General features: G+C 47.9%; 21 protein-coding genes and 2 tRNA genes. 14 read left to right on the forward strand and 9 right to left on the reverse strand.

Annotation, left to right across the window (positions count from 1 at the left end):
- Positions 1 to 197 precede the first annotated feature (197 nt).
- The 5 genes from B2U47_RS14935 to B2U47_RS14955 are packed head-to-tail and all read left to right on the forward strand — an operon-like array spanning position 198 to position 6,216.
- Positions 198 to 1,121 carry a hypothetical protein gene (locus B2U47_RS14935; RefSeq protein WP_296680064.1) on the forward strand — a complete coding sequence of 308 codons (924 nt, stop codon included), beginning with the start codon at positions 198 to 200 and terminating at the stop codon, positions 1,119 to 1,121.
- Complete coding sequence (locus tag B2U47_RS14940) at positions 1,118 to 3,682, forward strand: molybdopterin-containing oxidoreductase family protein (protein WP_296680066.1); 2,565 nt, start codon at positions 1,118 to 1,120, stop codon at positions 3,680 to 3,682. Before B2U47_RS14935 ends, B2U47_RS14940 begins: the two co-directional genes overlap by 4 nt.
- 21 nt (positions 3,683 to 3,703) lie before the next feature.
- Entirely contained in the window at positions 3,704 to 4,447 is a 744-nt protein-coding gene (locus B2U47_RS14945) for a 4Fe-4S dicluster domain-containing protein (RefSeq protein WP_296680069.1), read from the forward strand.
- Positions 4,447 to 5,118, forward strand: coding sequence for a TorD/DmsD family molecular chaperone (locus tag B2U47_RS14950; RefSeq protein ID WP_296680071.1), 672 nt, complete (start codon positions 4,447 to 4,449; stop codon positions 5,116 to 5,118). The genes B2U47_RS14945 and B2U47_RS14950 overlap by 1 nt, the downstream gene beginning before the upstream one ends.
- Before the next feature lie 3 nt (positions 5,119 to 5,121).
- A complete protein-coding gene (locus tag B2U47_RS14955) occupies positions 5,122 to 6,216 on the forward strand; it encodes a 4Fe-4S binding protein (RefSeq protein ID WP_296680073.1) in 1,095 nt (364 codons plus the stop codon).
- Position 6,217: 1 nt separating this feature from the next.
- On the opposite strand, the gene B2U47_RS14960 is transcribed toward B2U47_RS14955, so the two are convergent.
- On the reverse strand, positions 6,218 to 6,634 hold the full coding sequence (locus B2U47_RS14960; RefSeq protein WP_296680075.1) for a hypothetical protein: 417 nt from the start codon (positions 6,632 to 6,634) through the stop codon (positions 6,218 to 6,220).
- A gap of 112 nt (positions 6,635 to 6,746) precedes the next feature.
- Between B2U47_RS14960 and B2U47_RS14965 the strand changes: the two genes are divergently transcribed.
- From B2U47_RS14965 to B2U47_RS14985, 5 genes are all read left to right on the forward strand, one after another.
- Entirely contained in the window at positions 6,747 to 7,457 is a 711-nt protein-coding gene (locus tag B2U47_RS14965) for a hypothetical protein (protein WP_296680077.1), read from the forward strand.
- A 226-nt stretch (positions 7,458 to 7,683) separates the two neighbouring features.
- Entirely contained in the window at positions 7,684 to 7,920 is a 237-nt protein-coding gene (locus tag B2U47_RS14970; RefSeq protein ID WP_296680079.1) for a hypothetical protein, read from the forward strand.
- A gap of 68 nt (positions 7,921 to 7,988) precedes the next feature.
- Positions 7,989 to 8,435, forward strand: a complete 447-nt coding sequence (locus tag B2U47_RS14975) for a DUF29 domain-containing protein (RefSeq protein WP_296680081.1) — start codon at positions 7,989 to 7,991, stop codon at positions 8,433 to 8,435.
- Positions 8,436 to 8,531: 96 nt separating this feature from the next.
- Positions 8,532 to 9,689, forward strand: coding sequence for a DUF4062 domain-containing protein (locus tag B2U47_RS14980; protein WP_296680082.1), 1,158 nt, complete (start codon positions 8,532 to 8,534; stop codon positions 9,687 to 9,689).
- Positions 9,686 to 10,231: a hypothetical protein gene (locus B2U47_RS14985; protein WP_296680084.1), complete on the forward strand. Its 546-nt coding sequence runs from the start codon at positions 9,686 to 9,688 to the stop codon at positions 10,229 to 10,231. Before B2U47_RS14980 ends, B2U47_RS14985 begins: the two co-directional genes overlap by 4 nt.
- Here B2U47_RS14985 and B2U47_RS14990 read toward each other — a convergent pair.
- From B2U47_RS14990 to B2U47_RS15000, 3 genes are all read right to left on the reverse strand, one after another.
- Positions 10,198 to 11,145: a hypothetical protein gene (locus B2U47_RS14990; protein ID WP_296680086.1), complete on the reverse strand. Its 948-nt coding sequence runs from the start codon at positions 11,143 to 11,145 to the stop codon at positions 10,198 to 10,200. The genes B2U47_RS14985 and B2U47_RS14990 overlap by 34 nt on opposite strands.
- Positions 11,146 to 11,322: 177 nt before the next feature.
- Positions 11,323 to 14,640, reverse strand: a complete 3,318-nt coding sequence (locus B2U47_RS14995) for a GAF domain-containing protein (protein ID WP_296680088.1) — start codon at positions 14,638 to 14,640, stop codon at positions 11,323 to 11,325.
- 126 nt (positions 14,641 to 14,766) lie between these two features.
- A complete protein-coding gene (locus tag B2U47_RS15000; RefSeq protein WP_296680090.1) occupies positions 14,767 to 15,909 on the reverse strand; it encodes an alanine--tRNA ligase-related protein in 1,143 nt (380 codons plus the stop codon).
- A 297-nt stretch (positions 15,910 to 16,206) separates the two neighbouring features.
- On the opposite strand from B2U47_RS15000, the gene B2U47_RS15005 reads away from it, so the two are divergent.
- Complete coding sequence (locus B2U47_RS15005; RefSeq protein WP_296680092.1) at positions 16,207 to 16,860, forward strand: hypothetical protein; 654 nt, start codon at positions 16,207 to 16,209, stop codon at positions 16,858 to 16,860.
- A 21-nt stretch (positions 16,861 to 16,881) separates the two neighbouring features.
- Here the strand turns inward: B2U47_RS15005 and B2U47_RS15010 are convergent, their stop codons facing one another.
- Positions 16,882 to 17,139 carry a hypothetical protein gene (locus B2U47_RS15010; protein ID WP_296680094.1) on the reverse strand — a complete coding sequence of 86 codons (258 nt, stop codon included), beginning with the start codon at positions 17,137 to 17,139 and terminating at the stop codon, positions 16,882 to 16,884.
- Between the two features lie 345 nt (positions 17,140 to 17,484).
- On the opposite strand from B2U47_RS15010, the gene B2U47_RS15015 reads away from it, so the two are divergent.
- From B2U47_RS15015 to B2U47_RS15025, 3 genes are read left to right on the forward strand one after another with little or no spacing between them, the layout of a single operon-like run.
- Positions 17,485 to 18,366, forward strand: a complete 882-nt coding sequence (locus tag B2U47_RS15015; protein ID WP_296680095.1) for an N-acetylmuramidase family protein — start codon at positions 17,485 to 17,487, stop codon at positions 18,364 to 18,366.
- Between the two features lie 15 nt (positions 18,367 to 18,381).
- Complete coding sequence (locus B2U47_RS15020) at positions 18,382 to 18,585, forward strand: hypothetical protein (RefSeq protein ID WP_296680098.1); 204 nt, start codon at positions 18,382 to 18,384, stop codon at positions 18,583 to 18,585.
- Positions 18,586 to 18,612: 27 nt separating this feature from the next.
- Complete coding sequence (locus B2U47_RS15025; RefSeq protein ID WP_296680101.1) at positions 18,613 to 19,059, forward strand: hypothetical protein; 447 nt, start codon at positions 18,613 to 18,615, stop codon at positions 19,057 to 19,059.
- A gap of 69 nt (positions 19,060 to 19,128) precedes the next feature.
- Here the strand turns inward: B2U47_RS15025 and B2U47_RS15030 are convergent.
- The 4 genes from B2U47_RS15030 to B2U47_RS15045 form a co-directional block, all read right to left on the reverse strand.
- Positions 19,129 to 19,205 (reverse strand) — tRNA-Arg (locus B2U47_RS15030).
- An 80-nt stretch (positions 19,206 to 19,285) separates the two neighbouring features.
- A tRNA-Ser gene (locus B2U47_RS15035) sits at positions 19,286 to 19,376 on the reverse strand.
- A gap of 56 nt (positions 19,377 to 19,432) precedes the next feature.
- Entirely contained in the window at positions 19,433 to 19,633 is a 201-nt protein-coding gene (gene csrA / locus B2U47_RS15040) for a carbon storage regulator CsrA (protein ID WP_296680103.1), read from the reverse strand.
- 254 nt (positions 19,634 to 19,887) lie between these two features.
- The gene (locus B2U47_RS15045; RefSeq protein WP_296680105.1) at positions 19,888 to 21,117 is read right to left on the reverse strand and encodes an aspartate kinase; all 1,230 of its coding nucleotides are present in this window, start codon (positions 21,115 to 21,117) and stop codon (positions 19,888 to 19,890) included.
- Positions 21,118 to 21,243 lie beyond the last annotated feature (126 nt).

Genomic DNA, 21,243 nt, shown 5'->3' on the forward strand with positions numbered 1-21,243 from the left:
GCAGGGCATGGGCGGTATGTCTGGGATGCAGGGCATGAACGGTATGTCTGGCATGGGCGGCATGTCCGGGATGCAAGGTCAAACCTGGACACCACCTGCCAAATAAGCCATCGGTTTAATCCCTTGATCCATACGGCTCTTCTCCCTTCCGGGGAGGAGAGCTGTTAGGATAGCGAGTTCCAAAGGAGTCACGTTTCATGGATTCAGGCAAAGAAAAATGGTGGATCGGCGTTGCTGCCGTTGTTGCCGCCCTGGTAATAGGCTTGATCGTCAATTTCCCTAGCTCAAATACAAGTTCATCCACAGCCGCACAGTCACCAGCGACACCAGCCGCAAGCACCGCATCTTCCTCGGCAATACCTGCGACACAAACAGCGCAGCCGGACGCAACCCAACAAACCAGCACAACAACGGTTGCTTCCAGCAATGACTACGAACGCGCCCGCTGGGATCCGATCCACTTCAAGCCTGCCATCGACAAGGCAAAGGATGCCGATTGCCTAAAATGCCATCAGGAAGTAATCGACACCAAGGTACGTGACGCCTCCCCCGCTGGTTTGAAAACTGCTAATACCCTGGCTTGGTATCAGACACTGGATACCTACGAAGGCGAACAGATGACTTTCCACCAGCGCCACCTGACTGCGCCGTTTATCAAGAAAGTCGCTAATATGAGCTGCACCACCTGCCATCAGGGCAATGACCCGCGTGAAGAAATCGGCAACAGTTCCGCCAGTCTTCAGGAAGGTTTAACCATGCGCAAAATGGTTGACCCTAATGTTTGCCTGATGTGTCACGGCAAATTCCCGCACGAAGTCATGGGGCTGCCGGGGCCGTGGGAACAAAGCGGCGCAACTTTCCAGAACAACTGCCTACTGTGCCATGCCGGTATCCGTACCGTGCGCCACAAGGTCAATTTCCTCAATGCGGATGCCATCGAGAAGGAGGGTGCTGCCAACAGTGACACTTGCTATGGTTGCCACGGCGGACGTGCTTGGTATCGCACCAGCTTCCCCTATCCTCGCCATCCGTGGCCGGGTGCTACCCCGACACCTGACTGGGCAAAAGACCGCCCGACCGAATCTGATCTGCGTTTCTTGATTCAAGGGAGCCAACCATGAATAACGGACAAGACTGGAAAGACAAGCTGAAGTCCTCCCTGAAAATGGATCGGCGCAGCTTCCTGAAAACCACCGCTGTAGGTTCAGCCGCCGTCGCTGCGGGCGGGTTGACCCTCAAACCCAAAGAAGCCCAGGCTTTCGCCTATGAGCCCTACCCACGTGATGACGAGTTGACCACCGTCGTTACCAGTTGCGCCCACAACTGCGGTTCACGCCATATGCTGGTGGCACACAAGAAAGGTGATGTGATTGTGCGTCTGTCCACCGACGACGGGCGTTACCAGAAAGACGGCGCATTCGGCAAAGATACCTTTGAAGAGCCACAAATCCGCGCCTGCTTGCGAGGGCGCTCCTACCGCGCCCGCCTGTATTCGCAGGAACGCCTACTGTACCCGATGGTACGCACTGGCGCACGCGGTGAAGGCAAGTTCAAACGCGCCTCGTGGGATGCCGCGCTGGATCTGGTGGCCGAAAAGATGGAATTGCTGAAAAGCAAATACGGCCCCACTGCCCTGCTCGACCAGAGTTACGCGGGCGCATCCTACGGCGTGCTGCACAAATCCGACCAGATCGAAGGCTTGCTGGGGCGTTTCCTTGGCATGTACGGCTGCCGCACCAGTTCATGGTCAGTCCCCTCCTATGAGGGTACGAAATTCAGCTCACGCATCACCTTCGGCACGATCGAAGACGGCAACGAAGATGACGCTTTCGCCCATTCCAAACTGATCATCATGTGGGGTTGGAATCCGGCGTATACCTTCCACGGCGGCAACACCTTCTACTACATGCGCATGGCGAAGCAGAACGGTTGCAAGTTCGTACTGGTTGACCCGCAATATACCGACTCCGCTTCCGCTTATGATGCCTGGTGGATTCCGGTACGCCCCAATACCGACGCGGCGATGATGGCGGGCATGGCGCATTACATCTTCGCCAACAACCTGCACGACCAGAACTTCATCAACAAATTCACCCAAGGTATGGATGCTGGCACGATGCCAGACTGGGCGAAGGATCAAGAAAACTTCAAGGATTACATCCTCGGTACTTACGACAACACCCCCAAATCACCCGAATGGGCTGCGGAAATCTGCGGGGTGTCAGCCGATGACATCAAGAAACTAGCGCAACTGTACGCCACCACCAAACCGGCAGCCCTGAAAGCCTCTTGGGCTCCGGGGCGTAACGCTTACGGCGAACAATACAACCGCATGGCAGCCGCGTTGCAGGCCATGACCGGCAATATCGGTGTCTTGGGCGGCTGCGCCGAAGGCATCGGCAAGGCATGGCACGCCGAAGGTGTGGCTTACCCTTACGACGAATTCGCCAATGTGTTCTACCAGTCCATCAAATCCGACCGCTGGGCTCATTGTGTGCTGAACTACCCGAATGTGAAGCGTGAGGAAATTGGCTTATGGCCGGGCGGCAAAGGGGGTGACGGGGTGATTCCCGACATTCGCGGCATCTTCTGGCAAGGGTCGGACTGGTTCAACCAACTCACCAATATCAACAAGGAAATCAAAGCCATCAACAAGCTGGATCTGGTGGTGTGTAATGATTCCACCATTACTCCATCCGGCTTGTATGCGGATGTACTGCTGCCGGTAGCAACCCACTTCGAGCGCCATGATGTGGCGTTGCCGTGGTACAAGGGTCATTACTACATTCACCGCCCAAAAGTGATTCAGCCACTGGGCGAAAGCAAAAGCGACTTCCAGATTTACACCGAATTGGCGTATCGCCTCGGCGGTGAACAATTCGGCAAGCGTTACAACCCCAAAGCCAACCGTGATTATTTCCTCAATGACGATGCGGTGGATAACGCCTACCTGAAAGACTGGTGGGAACACAAGGTGATGGCACACCAGCACGTGGAAATGTCGTGGGATGAGTTCCAGCAGCGTGGCGTGTACAAATTCAAGCTGGCACGCCCGCATGTCGCCTTCCAGGACAATGTGGAAAAAGGTGTGCCGTGGCCCACCCCTTCCGGCAAGATCGAAATCTTCTCCGGGCAGTTGGCACAGTACGATGACTGGACGAAAACCGCTTACGGGCATGAAATCCCCGCTATCCCCAAATGGATTGTGCCGTGGGAATACCTCGGTGATAAGGAAAAGACCGTCGCTCACCCGTTCCACCTGATTTCGCCACACCCGCGTCACCGTACCCACTCGATTTTCAACAATATCGGCTGGCTGCGCGAAACTTATGAACAGGAAGTCACCATCAATGCCAGTGATGCAAAAAAACTTGGCATCAAGACCGGCGATACGGTGGAAGTATTCAACGACCGGGGCAGCATTGTGGTTCCGGCCTATGTGACCGAACGCCTAATGCCCGGTGTACTGGTGGTGTATGAAGGCGCATGGATTGATCTGGATGAAAACGGCATTGACCGCGCAGGCAACCCTGACATGCTGACCCTGGATGAACCCAGCCCGGCAGGTTCCTTTGCCTACAACACGGTGTTGTGCAATATCCGCAAGACCGATCTGGCACACAAACCCGGTTGGGACAGACTGGCAACCGCCCGTAGCCACGTCTTCCGGCGTGACCTGTAATGCTCTGGAGGAGAACGTTTCATGGCTAATGAGAATGTTGATAAAAACCGGGACACCATCAAGGAAGCAATCAAGCGCCGTAAGAAGGAGGTCTACACCCCGGTTGTGCCGGAGAAACAATTCGGTTTCATCCACCACAATGTGGATTGCATTGGTTGCCGCGCCTGTGAAATCGCCTGCAAGGACAAGAACGGCCTGCCACCGGGACCGCGTTTCCGCCGCGTGATGTATGTCGAGGGTGGCACATACCCGGCGGTATATGCCTACAAAGTCAATATGTCGTGCAACCATTGCGCGGAACCAGCATGTTTGCCGACCTGCCCAACCGGAGCGATTTTCAAGCGCAAAAAGGATGGCATCGTCGATATTGATTCCAGCCTGTGCATTGGCTGCCGCCGTTGTGAAGCAGCTTGCCCGTTTGGTGCACCTCAGTTCATCCCTGAGCAAAACATCGTGTCCAAATGCAATATGTGTGTGGATGAAATCGACGCAGGGCGCAAACCGTATTGCGTGATGGCGTGCATGATGCGGGTGCTGGACATTGGCCCGATTGACCAGTTACGTGCGGGTACTTACCAGACCAAGGCGATGGCGCCCACCGAAAAAGACAAACTGGTAGGGCAAGTAAAAGGCATGGCTGACCCTGCGCTGACCAATCCGTCCATTGTGTTCATTGCCCATAGTCAGGGCAGGGTCGAGCCGGTCGCCATAGCATCTGCTGACCCTGCCACCCAACAAGCCCCTGCTACACCGGAGGTAAAATAATGCTGGAAGTCGTTAACGACCTGCGCCTGCTGGCGGATTTGCACGCGACGGAAGTAACAGCAGAAAAACTGGAAGAACTACGGGCAGTTGCATTTCCGGGAACGGAAGGGCTGCCGCAGCCACTCCCAGCCTCTCTCCTCGACGACCTCGCTTGTGACTTCGCCGACATCTATCTCAACGGCAAATTTCACAGTTCGCCGCAGGAGTCGGTGTGGATTGATGACGAAGAACTGATTTGCCAACAACCGATGTTTGATGTGCGTGCATGGTATGACCGCCATGAACTGGCTGTACCAGACTGGCGCAAGCGGGCAGACGATCATTTGGTCAATGAGTTGCTGTTCATCGCCCATTTGCTGGACAAAGCAGCAGAACAGGCAGATCCGCAGGCATTGCTGGAGGAAACCGCCCGCTTCATGGACGAACACCTGCTACGTTGGCTGTTGCCATTTGCCCAACGGGTCGCGCAACGTTGCCACACCGGGTTCTATGCCACGTTGGCACTGGAAACAGCAGAATACGCCGAAAACATCCGCAACACCTTGGCAGATATTCTGGATGTACCGCGCCCAAGCCACGAGGAAATCGAAACCCGCATGAAAGCACGGCAGCGGTCGGCAGCACAACCACAAACCATGCAGTATTACCCTGGCATGGCACCAAGCTGGTAACACATGGCGTTGGCAGTCGGCTGGCTACGGCGTTTGCAGCAGGAATGGATAATCCCCGAGGTTATCCCCGAGCGCTGTGTGCATAGTCACTGCGAAGTGGCGGAATGCGCTCGTTGCGTAGAAGCCTGCCCGCGTGATGCATGGCTGCTCACGGATGACAGCCTAAAAATTGACACGGAACGTTGTGATGGCTGCGGCCTGTGTGTCGCCGCCTGCACTGAATCTGCGCTTGGGCAACCCTTGCTTCCGGCATTGAGGATGCATGAAGGCAACCCGACCCTGCTGTTTGCCTGTGAAGTTATCGGGGAAGAATATGCCGGTGAAGGCGTGGTTCCCTGTCTTCATGCTATCACCTCCGGTCTGTTGCTGGAACATTACCACAACGGCTACCGGCAAGTGTTGTCCTGTCGTGGATATTGTGAAACCTGCCCTCGTTATGGGGGCAGGGATTTTTTCCGCCAACAGCTTGCACAATTGAACAGCCTGTTGACCAACCGTGCAGCCCCAACCATCAAACATGCCCAGATAACAACGCTAGAGTGGGAAACAAGAAGAAAGTCCCCCGACGCTTCGCTTGCCCAAGGGAAGCCAAGGGGAACTACCAACAGACGGCAATTCCTGCGACGGGCGATTACCTTTACGGTAGAAAAAAGCATTGAGCAGGTGCAGCCCCCAACGGCGACACCTGCCCTGCCTTGGCCTGCCACCCTGCCAACTCCCGAACACCCACCCGGCAAAATGCTGTACCCGTTTGTGCCGCAAATGGATGCCTTACGCTGTAACGGTTGCGATGCCTGCTTGCAACTGTGCCCACATCAGGCGCTACAGGTGCTCAAAGCGGAAGGGCAAGCCGTTGCTTATCAGATTCAGGCTGAATACTGCACGGGCTGTGACATCTGTGTGGATAGCTGCGACCAGCACGCCATCCACATCAAACCCATGTACATTCTCAATCAGGCACAGATCACCCTGACCACCACACAATGCAAGGCTTGCGGCTGCCGGTTCCATTACCCTGCTGATGGCGCTGAAGTGCGCCCCTATTGCCGGATTTGTTCCCGAACCAACCACCACCGCAAGCTGTTTCAGGTGTATTGACTCAGTGCTGTTCTGGTACACCTTGCCAGAGCATTTCATAGCCAACTTCGTAGGTATTGTCGCAGTACTCACTCAGTTTGGAAAATTTTTCCTTGAATAGCTTGTCAGCATGAGACTTTTCATGCTGCTCAAATGACATCCAGTAAGTCACGATAACAATATCGCCCATGTTCTGCTTGATGCGCTTTTTGTCGTCATCATGTTCCGGCTGCACACTACCTTCCTCAGAAATGAAACCGGCATTGCGATACACCTGACCACCGATGAAACCGCCGTTGTCATCGCCGTAGTTGTTCTTGACGACATTGCACATTTCACCCAGCAGCAGCTCTACGTCTTCAACCGTAACACCTTCTTTCAAGTCAACGACGTTGAACAGCATGGTGCAGCCAAAGGGAATTTCGATAGGATTGAACATGTTTGCTCCTTTTATGATTGATTATTGCGTGCTTGGCATCGTTTTCTGATAGCGCCCTGATTATAATGCCCCGCTGGGGTAACTGCTCAAAACCGGATAAAACACAGACCTAATGAACATAAAAAACTCACCGAAACCCACCAGTCGGCAAGGGCAAATCGAACGCATCCTCACCCAGCTTTCCCACAACCAGCTACGCACGTTTGTGCTGGAAAAAGCCTTGCAGGATGCAGATTTCCGCGACACCTTGCTGATCTGTTTTTCCGACCTGCTGGGCAGTGACGAGCCTGCTGAACCCAAATACCGGCAAATGCTGGCAGACATGATCAAGCGTTATGCCAATGCTGACGGTTTCATCCACAGCCTCAGCGCCGAACGTCTGACCGAAACCATCCGCAAGATGCTGGAAACCGCCCGCAAGGCCACTACTCCCATCCGCGAAACCACCGATTTCTGTCTGGCAGTGATTGCCTGCCTGCCCACCCTGGCAGACAAGCTGGAAGACCCGGAAAACAATCTCTATAACCTGATGCGCATTGCCTGCACCACTTTGTGGGAGTGTTACACCAGCCTGCCTGCGGAACGCCAGCAAGCCCTGTTTGAACGTATCCTGCAACACTATGGCGACCCGGTGTATGTTGACCTTGATCTGGACGGCTCCCTGTTGTCACTGCTGAAAGACTGGGCGCGAAACGACCCGAAACGGCAAACGGCCTGCCTGCGCCAGCTTGAGCAATTGCTCAAGTCACCGGAGAAAGACAACTGGCGCAAGAATTACCTGCTGGAACAGACCAATAGCCTGATTGCGTTTTGGAAGCGGTGATTTTCCTGAGGTTGTGCTATCCGTCAAGCTCAACTATGCTGATGCCATACATTCAACTTACTGACAAAAGGAAATGGCATGGATAGCGAAAAAGATTGGCTGAAAGCAGACTCCAGCGCTGTCATGAAGCACATTGACATGTATCATGGGGATCATCAACCGGATGGCAGCGAATAGCGCCGCCTGCAAGCAATAGGCTATCGGTCTGGTTTCTGCGATTCTGGTATTGGTTGCGGAAAAAGGGGTTGCAGAAGCAGCCGCATTAACCATCATTCCGGCTATCCTGTTTTGTTTTCTGGATGCTTATTACCTTGCACTGGAAAAACAGTTCCGGGCGGCTTACGGCAAATTTATCAATGACCTGCACTCAGGGACATTGCAAGCCGGTGAGCTTTACAAAGTACGGGCAGATGGCAAATTACCACAAACATTTCTGGACTCCTTGCTGTCATGGGCTGTATGACCTTTTTATCTGGGAATGTTGGGATTGGTTGCATTGGCAAAATGGTGGGTTTAAGAGGATTAAGTGTCATGGGAGCAGTTACTTACCAAACTGACTTTTATAGCTGGACACTGGAGCAAGCTGAGCTGCTGCGTACAGGTCGTTTGGATCAGCTTGACCGTGAGCATTTGCTGGAGGAATTACAAAGCATGAGTGCGCGGGAACGCTGGGAATTGTTAAGCCGTTTACGGGTATTGATGATGCACCTGCTGAAATGGCAGCACCAACCGCACTATGTTGGGCGTAGCAGTTGGGAAAAGACGATCAGGGTTCAGCGTAAAGAGATCGCTTATCACATGGAGGATAATCCGGGATTAAAACCGGAGCTGGAAAAAATTATCGGGCGGGCGTATGACTTGGCGTTGGATGATGCGGAAAGTGAAACGGGATTGCCGCGCAAGGTATTTCCGGCGGAATGCCCGTGGAGTTATGGGCAGATGATGGATAAGGGGTTTTGGCCAGAGGCGTTGGAGTGATTAGTCGACACAGATTAATATAGTCGTCTACAGTATCTTTAGAGAAAAGATGGAATAAATTCTTATGCTACATCAATCTTTAGGAGTAATAGATATATGCCATCACCTAGAATTTTTATCTCATCAACTTGTCATGACTTAAAATCCGTCAGGAATGAACTTGGAAGCTTTATAGAACTTATGGGTTATGAATCTGTAATGAGTGAAAATAACGATGTATTGTATGACAATAGTTTGCATACGCATGAGAGTTGTTTTCATGAGGTTTCCAACTGCGATATAGTCGTCGCCATAATAAGCCCTCGTTTTGGGAGTAGTATTAATTCATCTTTACTGGGTGGTGTCGATATCAATCAATTAGTGAAAGAAATTGAGCTTGCATCTTATTCCAATTATAATCACTTTCTTGATTCTGTTTTGGAAAAAGGGTATAAGCCTTCCATTACTCAGGCAGAAATAATTAATGCAATCTGGAGGAAAATTCCACTGTATGTTTTTGTTGATGCTATGCTTATGCACGACAGGTTAGTTTATCATGCGAATAAAGACCGGCTGTTACACTTTCCCTCATTAGAAAAACAAGACACCGCAAAGCATATATTTGACTTTATTGGCTTTATCAAGGAAATGTCAAAGGGCAATGCTATTTATGAATACTCAACCATATCAGATATTAGAAAAACGTTGACTAAACAGTGGGCTATGTTGTTTAGAAGCCTTTTAAACAGCAGAACTGAAAACAGAGTTCACATTCAGGAAAAGGATTATTTGAAATCTGAAATCTCTAAATTAAAGACATTTCTTTTAAGCTCCCTTGAAAAGGATGACGCCACGAGGAAAAAAATAAACTTATCCACCAAGTATTACAATTTAGTGTTATTTATCCTTTCTTTTCCAAATTGTGATGTGAGAAAGGTTTTGCTTGAAAGTAATACGTGGTGTGATTTAATGAAAGCTCTTGGTGTGATAGGAATCAAGGACATGGAAGATGAAGATGGTTATTTGCTAACTAGTTCAAGAGTTTATTTAATAAGAAATAATGATTACTTTAGATGTGGTTACCCAAGAAAATTTATTGACAAGGTGGAGAATCTATTTAATGAATTTTCTAGCATGAACACTAATGATAAAACAAGCGTTATCGACAGTTTAGTTAATAGTATAGATATTAAAGAGTCATCATTGTTACTTCTTTTTTCAAATAAGTTTTCATCTAGTTATGAGGTTGTTTGTGAAGGAAAAGGTATCTTATGAACATCGAGATTGCGAAAATGTTGCTTGGTATTTTAACTCCAATTAGTTTGGCAATAATTGGATATTTTATAAACAAAACATTAGCGGAACAGGGGCGACAATGGAAAGAGAATGATATTTTAATTGCAAAGCGAATGGAAATTTATTCGAAAATGGCTGAACCATTAAATCAAATATATTGTTATGTTCAAGATGTGGGTGATTACAAAGAGCAACAGCCAAAAGATGTGATTGAAAATAAAAGAATATGTGATAGGGCATTTCATACATATCGTCCAATATGGTCTAAAGAAACTATAGATTCCTATAAAGAATTTATGAGAAGTGCATTTAAAATGTTTAGTGGCTCTGGAGTAGATGCAAAAATACGAACTGTATCTACAGAGAAAAAGGCCGCTGCTAAAGTTGGAGCAACTACGCACTGGCTTCCTGAATGGGATAACCAAATCACAGAGGAAAGGGATACGGAGCACCATAAGAAATATGTTGCATTAATGAACGCAATTTCTCAGGACTTAAGATTTACCATCATCTTTAAATGATGACTATAAGCATTAAGGATTTCCATTTTATCGTTATACAATGCAAGGTATCCATTATGTTCTAGATGTGAATTCAAGTCCCATAATAAATTGACATAATCATTTTTTTCTAAAGGATCAATGGTTGTTGCCTGACATATATTTTTACCGTCAATTTTTTGATCTGCATTTAAAGATTGCGTGCCAGATAGTAATCTTTTCTTTAGTTCTCCAATATGGTTACATATAGTAATATTTATCCTAGTTCTAGTATCATACGGTTTTATTTCTGCTTCAGCGTGGGTTTCTATTGTCATTGAGAGAAAGTTAAAGTTATCTGTATATTTTTTAGACGAGGACATATCAATCGAGTCTTTCACCTTAATATATGGAAAATGAGACTCAATTGCATGTCTAACCATCGCAATACTCTGATCGCTCTTGATTAAACTTAACTGTGATGTTTTTATAATTAATAATGGTGGTGTCAATACGAGTTTGAATATTTCATATAGAAATCTTGAGTTATGAGCATTTTTCTCTCTAATTGCTAGAGTATTTCGGTTAGGGCTGTAGTGTAACGGCTTGGTGTCTAGCAATGGATCAAGATAATTAGAGAAAAAATCCTCTTCAATTTTTAATTTAAATATTTTAATATCCACTATTAATTTATAAAAAACATCGCTATCAGTAATAAATATATCATAATTTTGAACTTGGCTAAGCTTGTAAGCTTCATCAAGTGTTTGCCCTCTAACCAGTTCACAGCCAGTAGGCAACCACTGTAATGCTGTTTTAATTCGGTGCATGAGCATATCGTACTTTTCATTATGCTCAATATATATACAAGCCCTGAGTGCTAATTCTTCTGGCTGACACCCAACTAGATGCTGGTCATCTTTTTGATACTTTGCCATGATACCATGCCACTTCATTACGAAGGGCTCCAAATTTAAAGTTCTAAAATTCACTACTAGCCTCGCAACACATCATGTTTGCCTGAACCTAGTAACGCACATCTAAGAGAAACTGACGCTTCTTCTAAGTAAAAACCACCAACCTCTCTAGCTACACCATAATACCTGAATACAACATTAACGACTTAAATTTTATTATTGAGGCAATAAGTTAATTTTCTCAAAAAACTTTTCCTTACTCAAAATAACTCCATCACCACTTATTTTCTCAATAAGCAGATTATATTTTCCATCATATGCATCTGCAAATGCAGAATATCCTGTCACAAGAATAATTTTTGCACTGGGATTGGTTTTAGTAACTTCGCTAATTAAACCTAGTCCATCTAAATTTGCACCGTCAGTTGCATCTAAAGAAATATCTAAGAAAACATGGCTAGGCTTGATTCTTTTGTCTTGAAGAAATGCGAGCATTTCTTCTTTATTGCTAGATGTTTTTACTTCAAAGCTGAGTTCTTTTAACCATCGTGAAATAATATTTCTCCACGAACGTTCATCATCAAGAATGTAAGCAATTTTTTTATTTAATAACAGATGGCTTCCATCGGTTTTCAAATCTTGAATAGGCAGCGCGATTGTAAATGTTTTTACACAAGTCCTTATGTCGTCTGTATATTTTATAGTTCCTCCCAATGCAGTAATCACCGCATTAGCTCTCCATAGTCCAAAACCAGATGTACCTTTTGTACTAATACCGTATTCAAATAAGTGATTTTTAACTCCAGCAGGAATTGAACAGCCATTATCACTGATAGTAATGACTATATTTTCTTGGCACTGATTAGCTTCAATAGATAAATACAAAGAGCGTTTCTCTGCTTGGAATATATGTTGTTCTCGTAAAGCATCTGCAGCATTATCGATAATTGCATAGAAACTGTTAAACAATGTCCTATTATGAGCCAAAATAGAAGGAAGATTATCAGGTATTGATAATGTGGCATTAATCCCCATTTCATCTAATCGCTTACCGAGACGAACCTGCTTTAATGTTTTTTCTAATAGTTGTTTCACAGAGACAGGTTGATTGGCATCATCAGATATTTTTTTTGTTTCACGCGCTAAATCTTCTAGCATTGTATTCGAATCATTAAGGCTGTCTAACGTAAACTGGAGAGAGTCATCATCGACGATATTCATGATATTTTTTATATCGCGACAAGCTTGATTGATATTAATAGATATAGAACCTATCGAATTATTAATTCTATGTGTTAAGTCTTGCGCCAATAAACTGGTGGACAATATATGTTGTTGCTCTGCAATTTTTACTTGCGCCTTTTTTAACTCTATATTATTTGCAATGGCATCCTTCAGCTTTCTATTTGTTTCAGACAACTCAAGAGACCGCAACAAACCCGAAACTTGAGCAGCAATATTACTCAGGAAGGAAAGATCAAGCTTTGAATATATTGCATCAAAGTTGGGATGATACGCCGCTATCACACCTTGTATGCCATCAGGGGAAAAGATGGGAACGCCAATCCATGAAGCCAAATGATTGCCCATAAACTCACCATGTCCGGGCGTGTCATACCACGCTTTTGATTCTGCCTTGGTGCGATGCCGCAACGGTTTTTTTGTCAGAATGATTTCTTCGGTACGCCCCAAGGCATTAGGGTTAATTATCCGCGCTGCTTGTTCTTTAGGCTGCCCATCAACGTATATCAATGGAAAAGAAATTTCTTGTTTGTGTTTATCGTAAAGCGAAATATATAAGTTGTCACCAAACATAATCTCTTTGATATGACGATGAGCTATTTCAAGAATACCTTGCCGAGTGAGGTTATCCGGTTTTAATTCAGCGACCTCTTTAGAAAATTGATTGAGAATATCAAAACGTCTTGGTCGATCAAACTGCACAACCCGATAGGCCAGTGCATTGGAAATTTCATCAATAGCTTTCGCGGTAAGTCCGCCAGCCCGCATTGCTTTGGTAATGAAACATCCAATAATTTGACGGTCATCTACTGAACTAGTATGTTCAACCAGCATAGGAGCGATCAGATATTTATTACCTGAACCTTCAGGGTATTCTACCGTGAGATTTTTAGCATGATTACGCAAGTCCTGCATGACATCATCAGGCAGAGAAGCTCTCAACTTATCAATATGCGTTCTGGCAACAGATTGAAACTCTTGATCAAATGCTATGTTTCCTTGATTTAATACCGTAACAAATTGTTGGGTGCGGCGATCAATTCTAGCAATTAATAAAGAGTGCACTCCGTAGATTTTTCCCAAAAAAGTGGATACGGCGTTACACAAGTTATTTTCACAGCGTGAATAATAAACTTCGATTTCCTCTTGCTCTTCTTGCTCTATAATGCCTTGCTTGATTTCATTGATGATTTTTTCTTTCTGGTTACTACGAAAGTCAGCTAGAATCACACCCAGCAAATTAGCAAAATTGGCAAAAAAGCGGGACTCAACTTCACTATACGCATGAGGCGTTGGGTTGTGCAGAATAATATGCCCTAATGCAAAACCTAACGGATGATAAAATGTGATTCCCAACCACGACTGACAATCAGCATCGATCCCTTCTTTGCGGATCTCATCCTGAGAGAGAATAAGTCCATTGGCATGAATATCTTTCTCCGGGCGCAGTTTTTTGATAATTTCTTGTGACCCGGCAATACGTATCAAGTTTTCTGCTGCAACAGGGGCTTGCAGGCGAAAATTCTCGATAACGGCTGCATTATCTTCACTGTTATATGCAAAAACATAGCTATCTACGTCCAGCAAGTGTTTCATGATAATGAAAAGACGGTCTTCTCTGTACCATTGGCGAATTTGTTGGGTGATTTCCCGAATGATCTCGTGTTCTTCAGTAAGTTGGTTAGCGGCAAGTTTTTGCAATAGATCAATACGCGCATTGGATGAGAGTTGGTCACGGCGAGCTTGATGATGCTGCTGGATCAAGAAAGTCAGGCGTTCTACAAAAGTTTGCCATACAGTCAGTGTTTCTGTATCGCCATAAGCATTTTCTTGAGTTTTATGGTGCAAGATAATAGCGCCAATATTGACGCCCATTTTATAGTGTAAATGGATAGGAATAATTAATACGCTTTTATATCCTAAAAATCCCACATCGGCTAAACTTAAATTTTTATTGGGCAGTAAAGTGGGTTCGCCGTTACTGTTATTCACCACCTCGGCTAATAAAGTGCAATTGATCAGTGCGTCAGTCCGGTTGTTCATTTTGTTATCTGTCCATTCCCGCTCAACAACAAGCTCCAACGCTGAACGGTTATAAGGGCGATAAACAACAGAAATACCACAACCCGCCTCATCCATACTCAACTCATCTAACGGAAGACTGGTAAGGAATTCTTTCGTGGTAGCCAGTGGTTTCTCTCGCGTGAATTGTTGCATGGTATTGATGGTGCGAGAAATTTTTTTCCACAAGAGATTGGTATGTTGTGGATGAGTTGCTGTTACGTCGTTCATAACGATACCTGTTCTGTTTTCTCTCTTGTCTTATCACAAGAAGGTGAATGTGTTACATCAAACATTGATTTAGCAAACAATGCAAAGTCTTGCACGATTTACCGCCCCCTAAAAATAGTTTGTGGCTTAAGTATGGCCTGTTTTTCTTTTCTTGGTTTCTTTGCAGCTCACTTTCTTGTTGATTTTACTGTATTCTTCGCTGAGATAGCACAGCGGGATTGGTGCATCTACCAGAATGTCCTGCAATACTTGATGAACATCCATTTTCAACGCCTCCATGTGTTTCATACTTTCTCTGGCAAGTTTACGCATGAGGTATTTACGTCCGCCTTGTCCCGGTGCAGGCGCACCATTGGCGGTCAATGCTACAAATGCTGACAAATGATCCAATATGATGCTGACGGCGGTGTCTGTTGAGCAAGAAGGAGCTACCACATACTTCGCTAGTTTCTTGCGCCATTGCTCAAAACGCCGGGTGTGATAAACGCAGGAAACATTTTGCAGAATCATTGCCAGCCGCTCCAACCCCAACACACATTCCGCAAACACCGTCCCCGCCGGAATCAACTTCCGATCATCATCAATATAATTCTCGATAAACAACGAATTGGAAATCTCCACAAACCGCCCACAACGGCAATTCCCAATCGGCTGTTCGCGGTTCTCACAGGCAGGGCAAGCCACATCCCGTTCATAAAACACTTCCGTATGCGGCCCGCACTTCTTGCCATCGCTGGCAATCTGCCCAGTGGAACGCTGTCGCCAGAAGCAATGTTCCTGCCCCAGCCCTACCAATCGCTCTTCCGCAACACCCAAGGCATTCCAACATTGGTAACTCGCCTCATCACACCCGAATTCGGCATCATCCAGATACGTCACCCACAAGCGATCTTTATCCAGCCCCAGCGTTTGAGTCAGGAAATACCACAAACGCGGCAACACCGTTTCACGCTCCGTCGAACCGATATGAAACGCCGCTGACATGTGGAACAAACTCAAGCGTGTTGGGTCGCTGCCCACTTGCTTCATGTCAAAATGGCGGAAACACGGTTGGGTAAAGGCAAACTTGCCGCCGGTCTCTGCCACGATTTTATCCAGATCATTTTCAACCTGAATCAACCCGGCACTCATCACAAATGACATCGGTACAGAATCGTGCAATAACGAAGAAGGCGGTAAACGGGCAAAACCATCCTGCTCGTGCAGCGCGAGAAACGCTTCACTGATAGCGTGGCAATCCATTCCGGTGTATTGGGGTGTCGGTATCATTCAGCAAGTATCCCGTTGGGGTAGCAGGAAAACCACCATGATAAAACGGCTTGTTCCTATCAGTATTTATAACAAGATCATGTAAATTTTTCTACCAACGTGAACAGGAATCAACACATTTCCAAAAAGATCGACACTTTGTTGATCTGCATTGAAAATGATCATTAAAAAAGATAGCATGACCTATAAGTTTAACAAATAGACAAAAATCACCCGCAAGGATGGGGTAATACTCAGCAAAGTGGCATCACAGTACAGCAGGGGCAGCGGTACAGTGGCCAACACAGCGAGGGCAACATGCAAACGTCCAAGATTCTGGGGGCCAGCATCTTCAACCACCGTTTGTTTCTGATTGTGGTCGGTTGGCTGATCGCTTTGTCTGTCACCGTCATCATCGGTTTAGGCATTTATGCCCTATCAGCATTTCAGTCTCCCATCCAGTATCCGAATGCAGATGAGCTGGACACGAATCTGCTGAAACACGCTTACGGGCAGTACCTCACCTACGTCAATACCTCTTTCCGTTTCATGAGCAGCGTGATTGGCATCATGCTGGCAGCGGTCATCATCCTGCTGATCTTGCTAGCCCTGCAAATGTACGCATGGCACAAGGACAGGGAACGGCTGGTGATCTGGCGGGACAGCGGTTTCTTGTGTGAACGTCTGGAAATCCTGCCCGGCAACCGTTTGCGCCTCAACAATCTCGAAATCCAGCTCAACCGCGCCCAACTGGATACCTTGTGCCAGCTTGTGCAGAAACGCCTGGGCGACATGCCGCTACACGCACTAGACATCGGCGAACACGGCGTACAATCCATCAAACGGTTGCGCGAAGAACTCGGCAGCAAATTCCTCGAAAAGGCTTTCATCAAGGTCAAGAAAGGGGAAGGCTATTGGCTGGAAGTTGATCCGGTGAGTATCCGTGGCTTCAATTCCGCTGAGGATTCCTGAAGCCACGGACAGAAAAACGGCTTATCTGGATTTATACGAAGTCACTTGCCAGCCATCTTTTTCGATACTGGCAACAGCATCTTTTTCACAAGCCTTGATGTCACTGCCCGTACCTTTGGCAGTACCCGACTTGAATTCAGGCCGCTCCACCGACCCATACCAGTACCGGTCACGATTCACCCGTTTGGCGTTGTATTCCACCTCGCAACTCACTGCCAGCGCCTGCCCGGCAAAACACCCCAGCCCGATTGCCAACAATAAATAATATGGCTTTTTCATAGCCTACAACCCTTGTTTGATTTAGGAAATTTTATTCTAAACACCCGCATCTTAATTTCACCTGATATAGCAAGAATTATTTACTGACAAGCCCTTGTCATCCGATGACATGAATACCAACTTAACAGTTATCTGAAAAACCTGCACTTTTTCCAGCCTGTCATCCAGTGACAACGTGCCATCAGGGCATGACAGCCATTTTTTAGGCAATAACACTTGCCTGAAAAACACTCCGAGTGGCTAAATCCAAACCATGAACTCGGCGATTAAATCAGCAAATTGCAAAAACAATCACCAAGTCATCGTTCTCTACTCAACGCAGCAAGTACAAAAGGGGTATACATAATGTTTAGCCAAATCAAAAAACAGTCTGAAAACACCCAAGCAGTCACCCAGGCACAAGCACTGTTGCTGGCTTCCGGCTATGCTGTCATGGTTGACGGTAACTTCGGCGACAAGACCGAAGCAGCCGTCAAACAGTTCCAACTGGATAACAATCTGGTTGCAGACGGCATCATCGGTGAAAAAACCTGGCAGGTATTGCTCATCAAGGCCAACGCCCAGCAAGCTGTTGTCACCAGCCGCTTCCTCAGCGAACGGGATCTGCTCAAAGCGGCTGGCAAACTCGGCATCGAAGTTGCCGCCATCAAGGCTGTCAATGAAGTAGAATCCCGTGGCAGCGGTTTCCTGCACGATTTCCCGGTCATCCTGTTCGAGCGCCACATTTTCTGGAAGCGCCTGCAAGCCTGGGGCATTGACCCTGCACCACTGGCAGCAGACAACGAAAATATCCTCGGTCAAAAGTGGGATCGGCAGTACTACTTCGGTGGCGTCAAGGAAATTGGTCGTCTGGAACAGGCCAAAGCCATCCACGTACAGGCAGCACTGGAATCTGCATCCTGGGGGGCATTCCAGATCATGGGCTTCCACTGGAAAAAACTGGGCTATGCCAATGTGGAAGAATTCGTGGCAAGGATGATGAGCTGCGAAGCTGAACATCTGGAAGCCTTCTCCCGTTATATTGCCACGTTTGGCTGTATCCGGGGGTTGCGCCTGCCAGCCGGTCAGGAGGCACTGATACTGGACAACTTCCGCCAGTTTGCCCACTGCTACAACGGCCCGTCTTACGAACAGAACAAATATCACAGCAAGATGTTCAGTGCCTACCTGCGCTACCGCAAGCAGACTCAGCAAGCACCGGTTACGCAGGAACCACTGGCAGCATAACGGGGGGGCATGACCATGACGCAGACAACACCACGGGCGGAACCAGCATTATCGCTGTTCCGCATCTACTGGCAGGACGGGCGCTACTCCGGTATCGCCATCGTCTCTGCCGACAATGCCGAGGATGCCAAACAGCAAGTACAGGCACGCAAACCACGCGCTGACGTACACTACCCGGAAACATTCGGGCTGGCACGTGGCATTCTTACACTGGGTTAACAGTCACAACAAGCGAGGGCAATAACAATGGAAGAGATGATTGGCATGATGGTCGCGCTCAGCATCGCGGCAGAACGGGTCGTCGAAATCACCAAGGGCGTCATTCCCGCCCTGGGCATGGCACGCACTGATCCCAAACAGGAAAAACTCCGCAAAGCCATGCTCCAGCTTCTCGCTGTCGGCAGTGGGATTGGCGTTACCTTTCTGGCATCCCCCATGCTGGCGGAAAGCCTGCCAACCCACTGGAACACCACCACCGGCATGGTCGTGATCGGGCTGCTGGCCAGTGGCGGCTCCGGTTTCTGGAATGCGATCCTGTCCTATCTGCTGCAACTGAAAGACATCAGAACCCAGACCGTGCAGCAACTGCTGGATGCACGTAGTGGCACAATGGCTGCATCAAGCGCTGCCACACTTGCGACTGATGTACATGTATTGCGCCCGGTGCGTTCCGTACAGGATGTTGCCGCGTGATACTATCCACATAACAACCCATGTTACAGACATGTAAAAGCCCGCTAGAAGCGGGCTTTTAAAATAAGATGGCGCATCCGGAAGGATTCGAACCTCCGACCACCTGGTTCGTAGCCAGGTACTCTATCCAACTGAGCTACGGATGCGCTGAATGAGCCGCGCATTATGCGCATTTCACTAAGATCGGTCAAGCAAAATTTAAACTTTGTTTAACCTGAAAACTGAATGGCGGAAAGGGCGGGATTCGAACCCGCGATACCCTTATGGGGTATACTCCCTTAGCAGGGGAGCGCCTTCGGCCTCTCGGCCACCTTTCCTAATGGGTCTCAGTGAAGGCGGTAAGGATACATTCCTGATACACGAACGTAAAGACTTAATTCAAGTTTTCTTCGACTGTAACAGGCTCTATGTGTTCGTGGCGAATACGCTCGTAGATTTCTTCCCGGTGTACGGCAACATCTTTCGGCGCATTGATACCCAGGCGAACCTGATTACCCTTCACACCCAAAACGGTAACACTTACCTCATCCCCAATCATGAGGGTTTCGCCTACCCTCCGTGTCAGTATCAACATACCGCAAACTCTCCATATTGCTGCATCGACATCACCCAGCCCTGTGGCTACTCACCCAGCGCTCACCCCTAACAAGCAGGCATGTTCAACATTCACACACAAGCACTTAACTTACGCTGAACTGTTGCGTTTTTACCATACGATGGAAAAATACAACATTACCACATTTTTTTACTTATTTATCAGGATTCCACACATAAATAAACCCGCTATTGCAGCTTTATTACAACAGCGGGTTTCAGAAAGATTGAAATTTATGCAGCCTGAGTCAGTCCGAACGCATCATGTAGCACACGCACAGCCAGCTCCAGATACTTTTCATCTACCACAACAGCCACTTTGATCTCGGATGTGGAAATCATGCGGATATTGATACCTTCGTCAGCCAGTGTCTTGAACATTTTGCTGGCAACACCTGCGTGAGAACGCATACCTGCCCCTACAATAGCGACTTTGGCAATGTTCTCATCACCTGTGCATTGCTTTGCGCCCATGCCTTCGGCTGTTTTGCACAGGATTTGGCGGGCTTTGACATAATCGTTTTTATGCACCGTGAAGGTGAAATCGGTCGTACCGTCAGAACCAACATTCTGCACAATCATGTCTACTTCGATATTGGCATCTGAAATCGGCCCCAGAATCTGGTAAGCCACACCGGGACGGTCAGGCACACCCAGCACGGTCAATTGGGCTTCATCGCGGTTAAAGGCAATACCGCGGACGGATACTTGTTCCATTACTTCTTCCTCACGAGTGACCAGCGTACTTTTACCTTGCCCAAACTCATCAAAACTGGACAGCACGCGGATAGGCATATCATATTTGTAGGCAAATTCCACCGAACGGATTTGCAGCACTTTCGACCCCTGGCTAGCCATTTCCAGCATCTCTTCCAGCGTCAGAGCGGGGATGTGGCGGGCTTTGGGTTCGACACGCGGGTCGGTGGTGTAAACGCCGTCTACGTCGGTGTAAATCTGGCATTCGTCGGCTTTCAACGCCACTGCCAGTGCCACACCGGTCGTGTCTGAACCGCCACGCCCTAACGTCGTGATGCTGCCGTCTTCGGTCACACCCTGGAAACCGGCGACTACCACGACCTTGCCTTCCCCCAAATCCTTGCGGATCGGCTCGGCGTCAATCTCCATAATCCGCGCTTTGGTATGCGCGTCGTCAGTGAGAATGCGCACCTGTGCACCGGTGTAGGAACGTGCAGGCTGGCCTTTCTTTTCCAGTGCCATGGCCAGCAGGCCAATCGTGACCTGTTCGCCGGTGGAAAGGATAGCATCCTTCTCACGTTCAGAACCTTGCGGGTTAATGGCGTTGATGAGTGCGACCAGCTTGTTGGTTTCGCCCGACATCGCGGAAACCACCACGATGACATCATTGCCCTGTTGTCTCCAGCGGATAACCCGGTCAGCCACTGCCTCAATGCGCTCGGGCGTGCCGACGGATGTACCGCCGTATTTCTGTACGATCAGTGCCATTGTTTACCTTCAAAACCTCAATAAACCACCCCTCACCCCAACCCCTCTCCCTCAAGGGGAGAGGGGCTAAGAGAGGGAAAATCTTTCTTGTTCCCCCTCTCCCCTTGAGGGAGAGGGGGCTAGGGG

Source organism: Thiothrix sp. UBA5583 (assembly GCA_002425225.1).
Taxonomy (GTDB): Bacteria; Pseudomonadota; Gammaproteobacteria; order Thiotrichales; family Thiotrichaceae; genus Thiothrix; species Thiothrix moscowensis.

Bases quoted from the DNA above. Each gene is read 5' to 3' on its own strand.
- B2U47_RS14935 (WP_296680064.1), top strand. From the start codon at position 198: ATGGATTCAGGCAAAGAAAAATGGTGGATCGGCGTTGCTGCCGTTGTT.
- B2U47_RS14940 (WP_296680066.1), top strand. From the start codon at position 1,118: ATGAATAACGGACAAGACTGGAAAGACAAGCTGAAGTCCTCCCTGAAA.
- B2U47_RS14945 (WP_296680069.1), top strand. From the start codon at position 3,704: ATGGCTAATGAGAATGTTGATAAAAACCGGGACACCATCAAGGAAGCA.
- B2U47_RS14950 (WP_296680071.1), top strand. From the start codon at position 4,447: ATGCTGGAAGTCGTTAACGACCTGCGCCTGCTGGCGGATTTGCACGCG.
- B2U47_RS14955 (WP_296680073.1), top strand. From the start codon at position 5,122: ATGGCGTTGGCAGTCGGCTGGCTACGGCGTTTGCAGCAGGAATGGATA.
- B2U47_RS14960 (WP_296680075.1), bottom strand. From the start codon at position 6,634: ATGTTCAATCCTATCGAAATTCCCTTTGGCTGCACCATGCTGTTCAAC.
- B2U47_RS14965 (WP_296680077.1), top strand. From the start codon at position 6,747: ATGAACATAAAAAACTCACCGAAACCCACCAGTCGGCAAGGGCAAATC.
- B2U47_RS14975 (WP_296680081.1), top strand. From the start codon at position 7,989: ATGGGAGCAGTTACTTACCAAACTGACTTTTATAGCTGGACACTGGAG.
- B2U47_RS14980 (WP_296680082.1), top strand. From the start codon at position 8,532: ATGCCATCACCTAGAATTTTTATCTCATCAACTTGTCATGACTTAAAA.
- B2U47_RS14985 (WP_296680084.1), top strand. From the start codon at position 9,686: ATGAACATCGAGATTGCGAAAATGTTGCTTGGTATTTTAACTCCAATT.
- B2U47_RS14990 (WP_296680086.1), bottom strand. From the start codon at position 11,145: ATGAAGTGGCATGGTATCATGGCAAAGTATCAAAAAGATGACCAGCAT.
- B2U47_RS14995 (WP_296680088.1), bottom strand. From the start codon at position 14,640: ATGAACGACGTAACAGCAACTCATCCACAACATACCAATCTCTTGTGG.
- B2U47_RS15000 (WP_296680090.1), bottom strand. From the start codon at position 15,909: ATGATACCGACACCCCAATACACCGGAATGGATTGCCACGCTATCAGT.
- B2U47_RS15005 (WP_296680092.1), top strand. From the start codon at position 16,207: ATGCAAACGTCCAAGATTCTGGGGGCCAGCATCTTCAACCACCGTTTG.
- B2U47_RS15010 (WP_296680094.1), bottom strand. From the start codon at position 17,139: ATGAAAAAGCCATATTATTTATTGTTGGCAATCGGGCTGGGGTGTTTT.
- B2U47_RS15015 (WP_296680095.1), top strand. From the start codon at position 17,485: ATGTTTAGCCAAATCAAAAAACAGTCTGAAAACACCCAAGCAGTCACC.
- B2U47_RS15020 (WP_296680098.1), top strand. From the start codon at position 18,382: ATGACGCAGACAACACCACGGGCGGAACCAGCATTATCGCTGTTCCGC.
- B2U47_RS15025 (WP_296680101.1), top strand. From the start codon at position 18,613: ATGGAAGAGATGATTGGCATGATGGTCGCGCTCAGCATCGCGGCAGAA.
- csrA (WP_296680103.1), bottom strand. From the start codon at position 19,633: ATGTTGATACTGACACGGAGGGTAGGCGAAACCCTCATGATTGGGGAT.
- B2U47_RS15045 (WP_296680105.1), bottom strand. From the start codon at position 21,117: ATGGCACTGATCGTACAGAAATACGGCGGTACATCCGTCGGCACGCCC.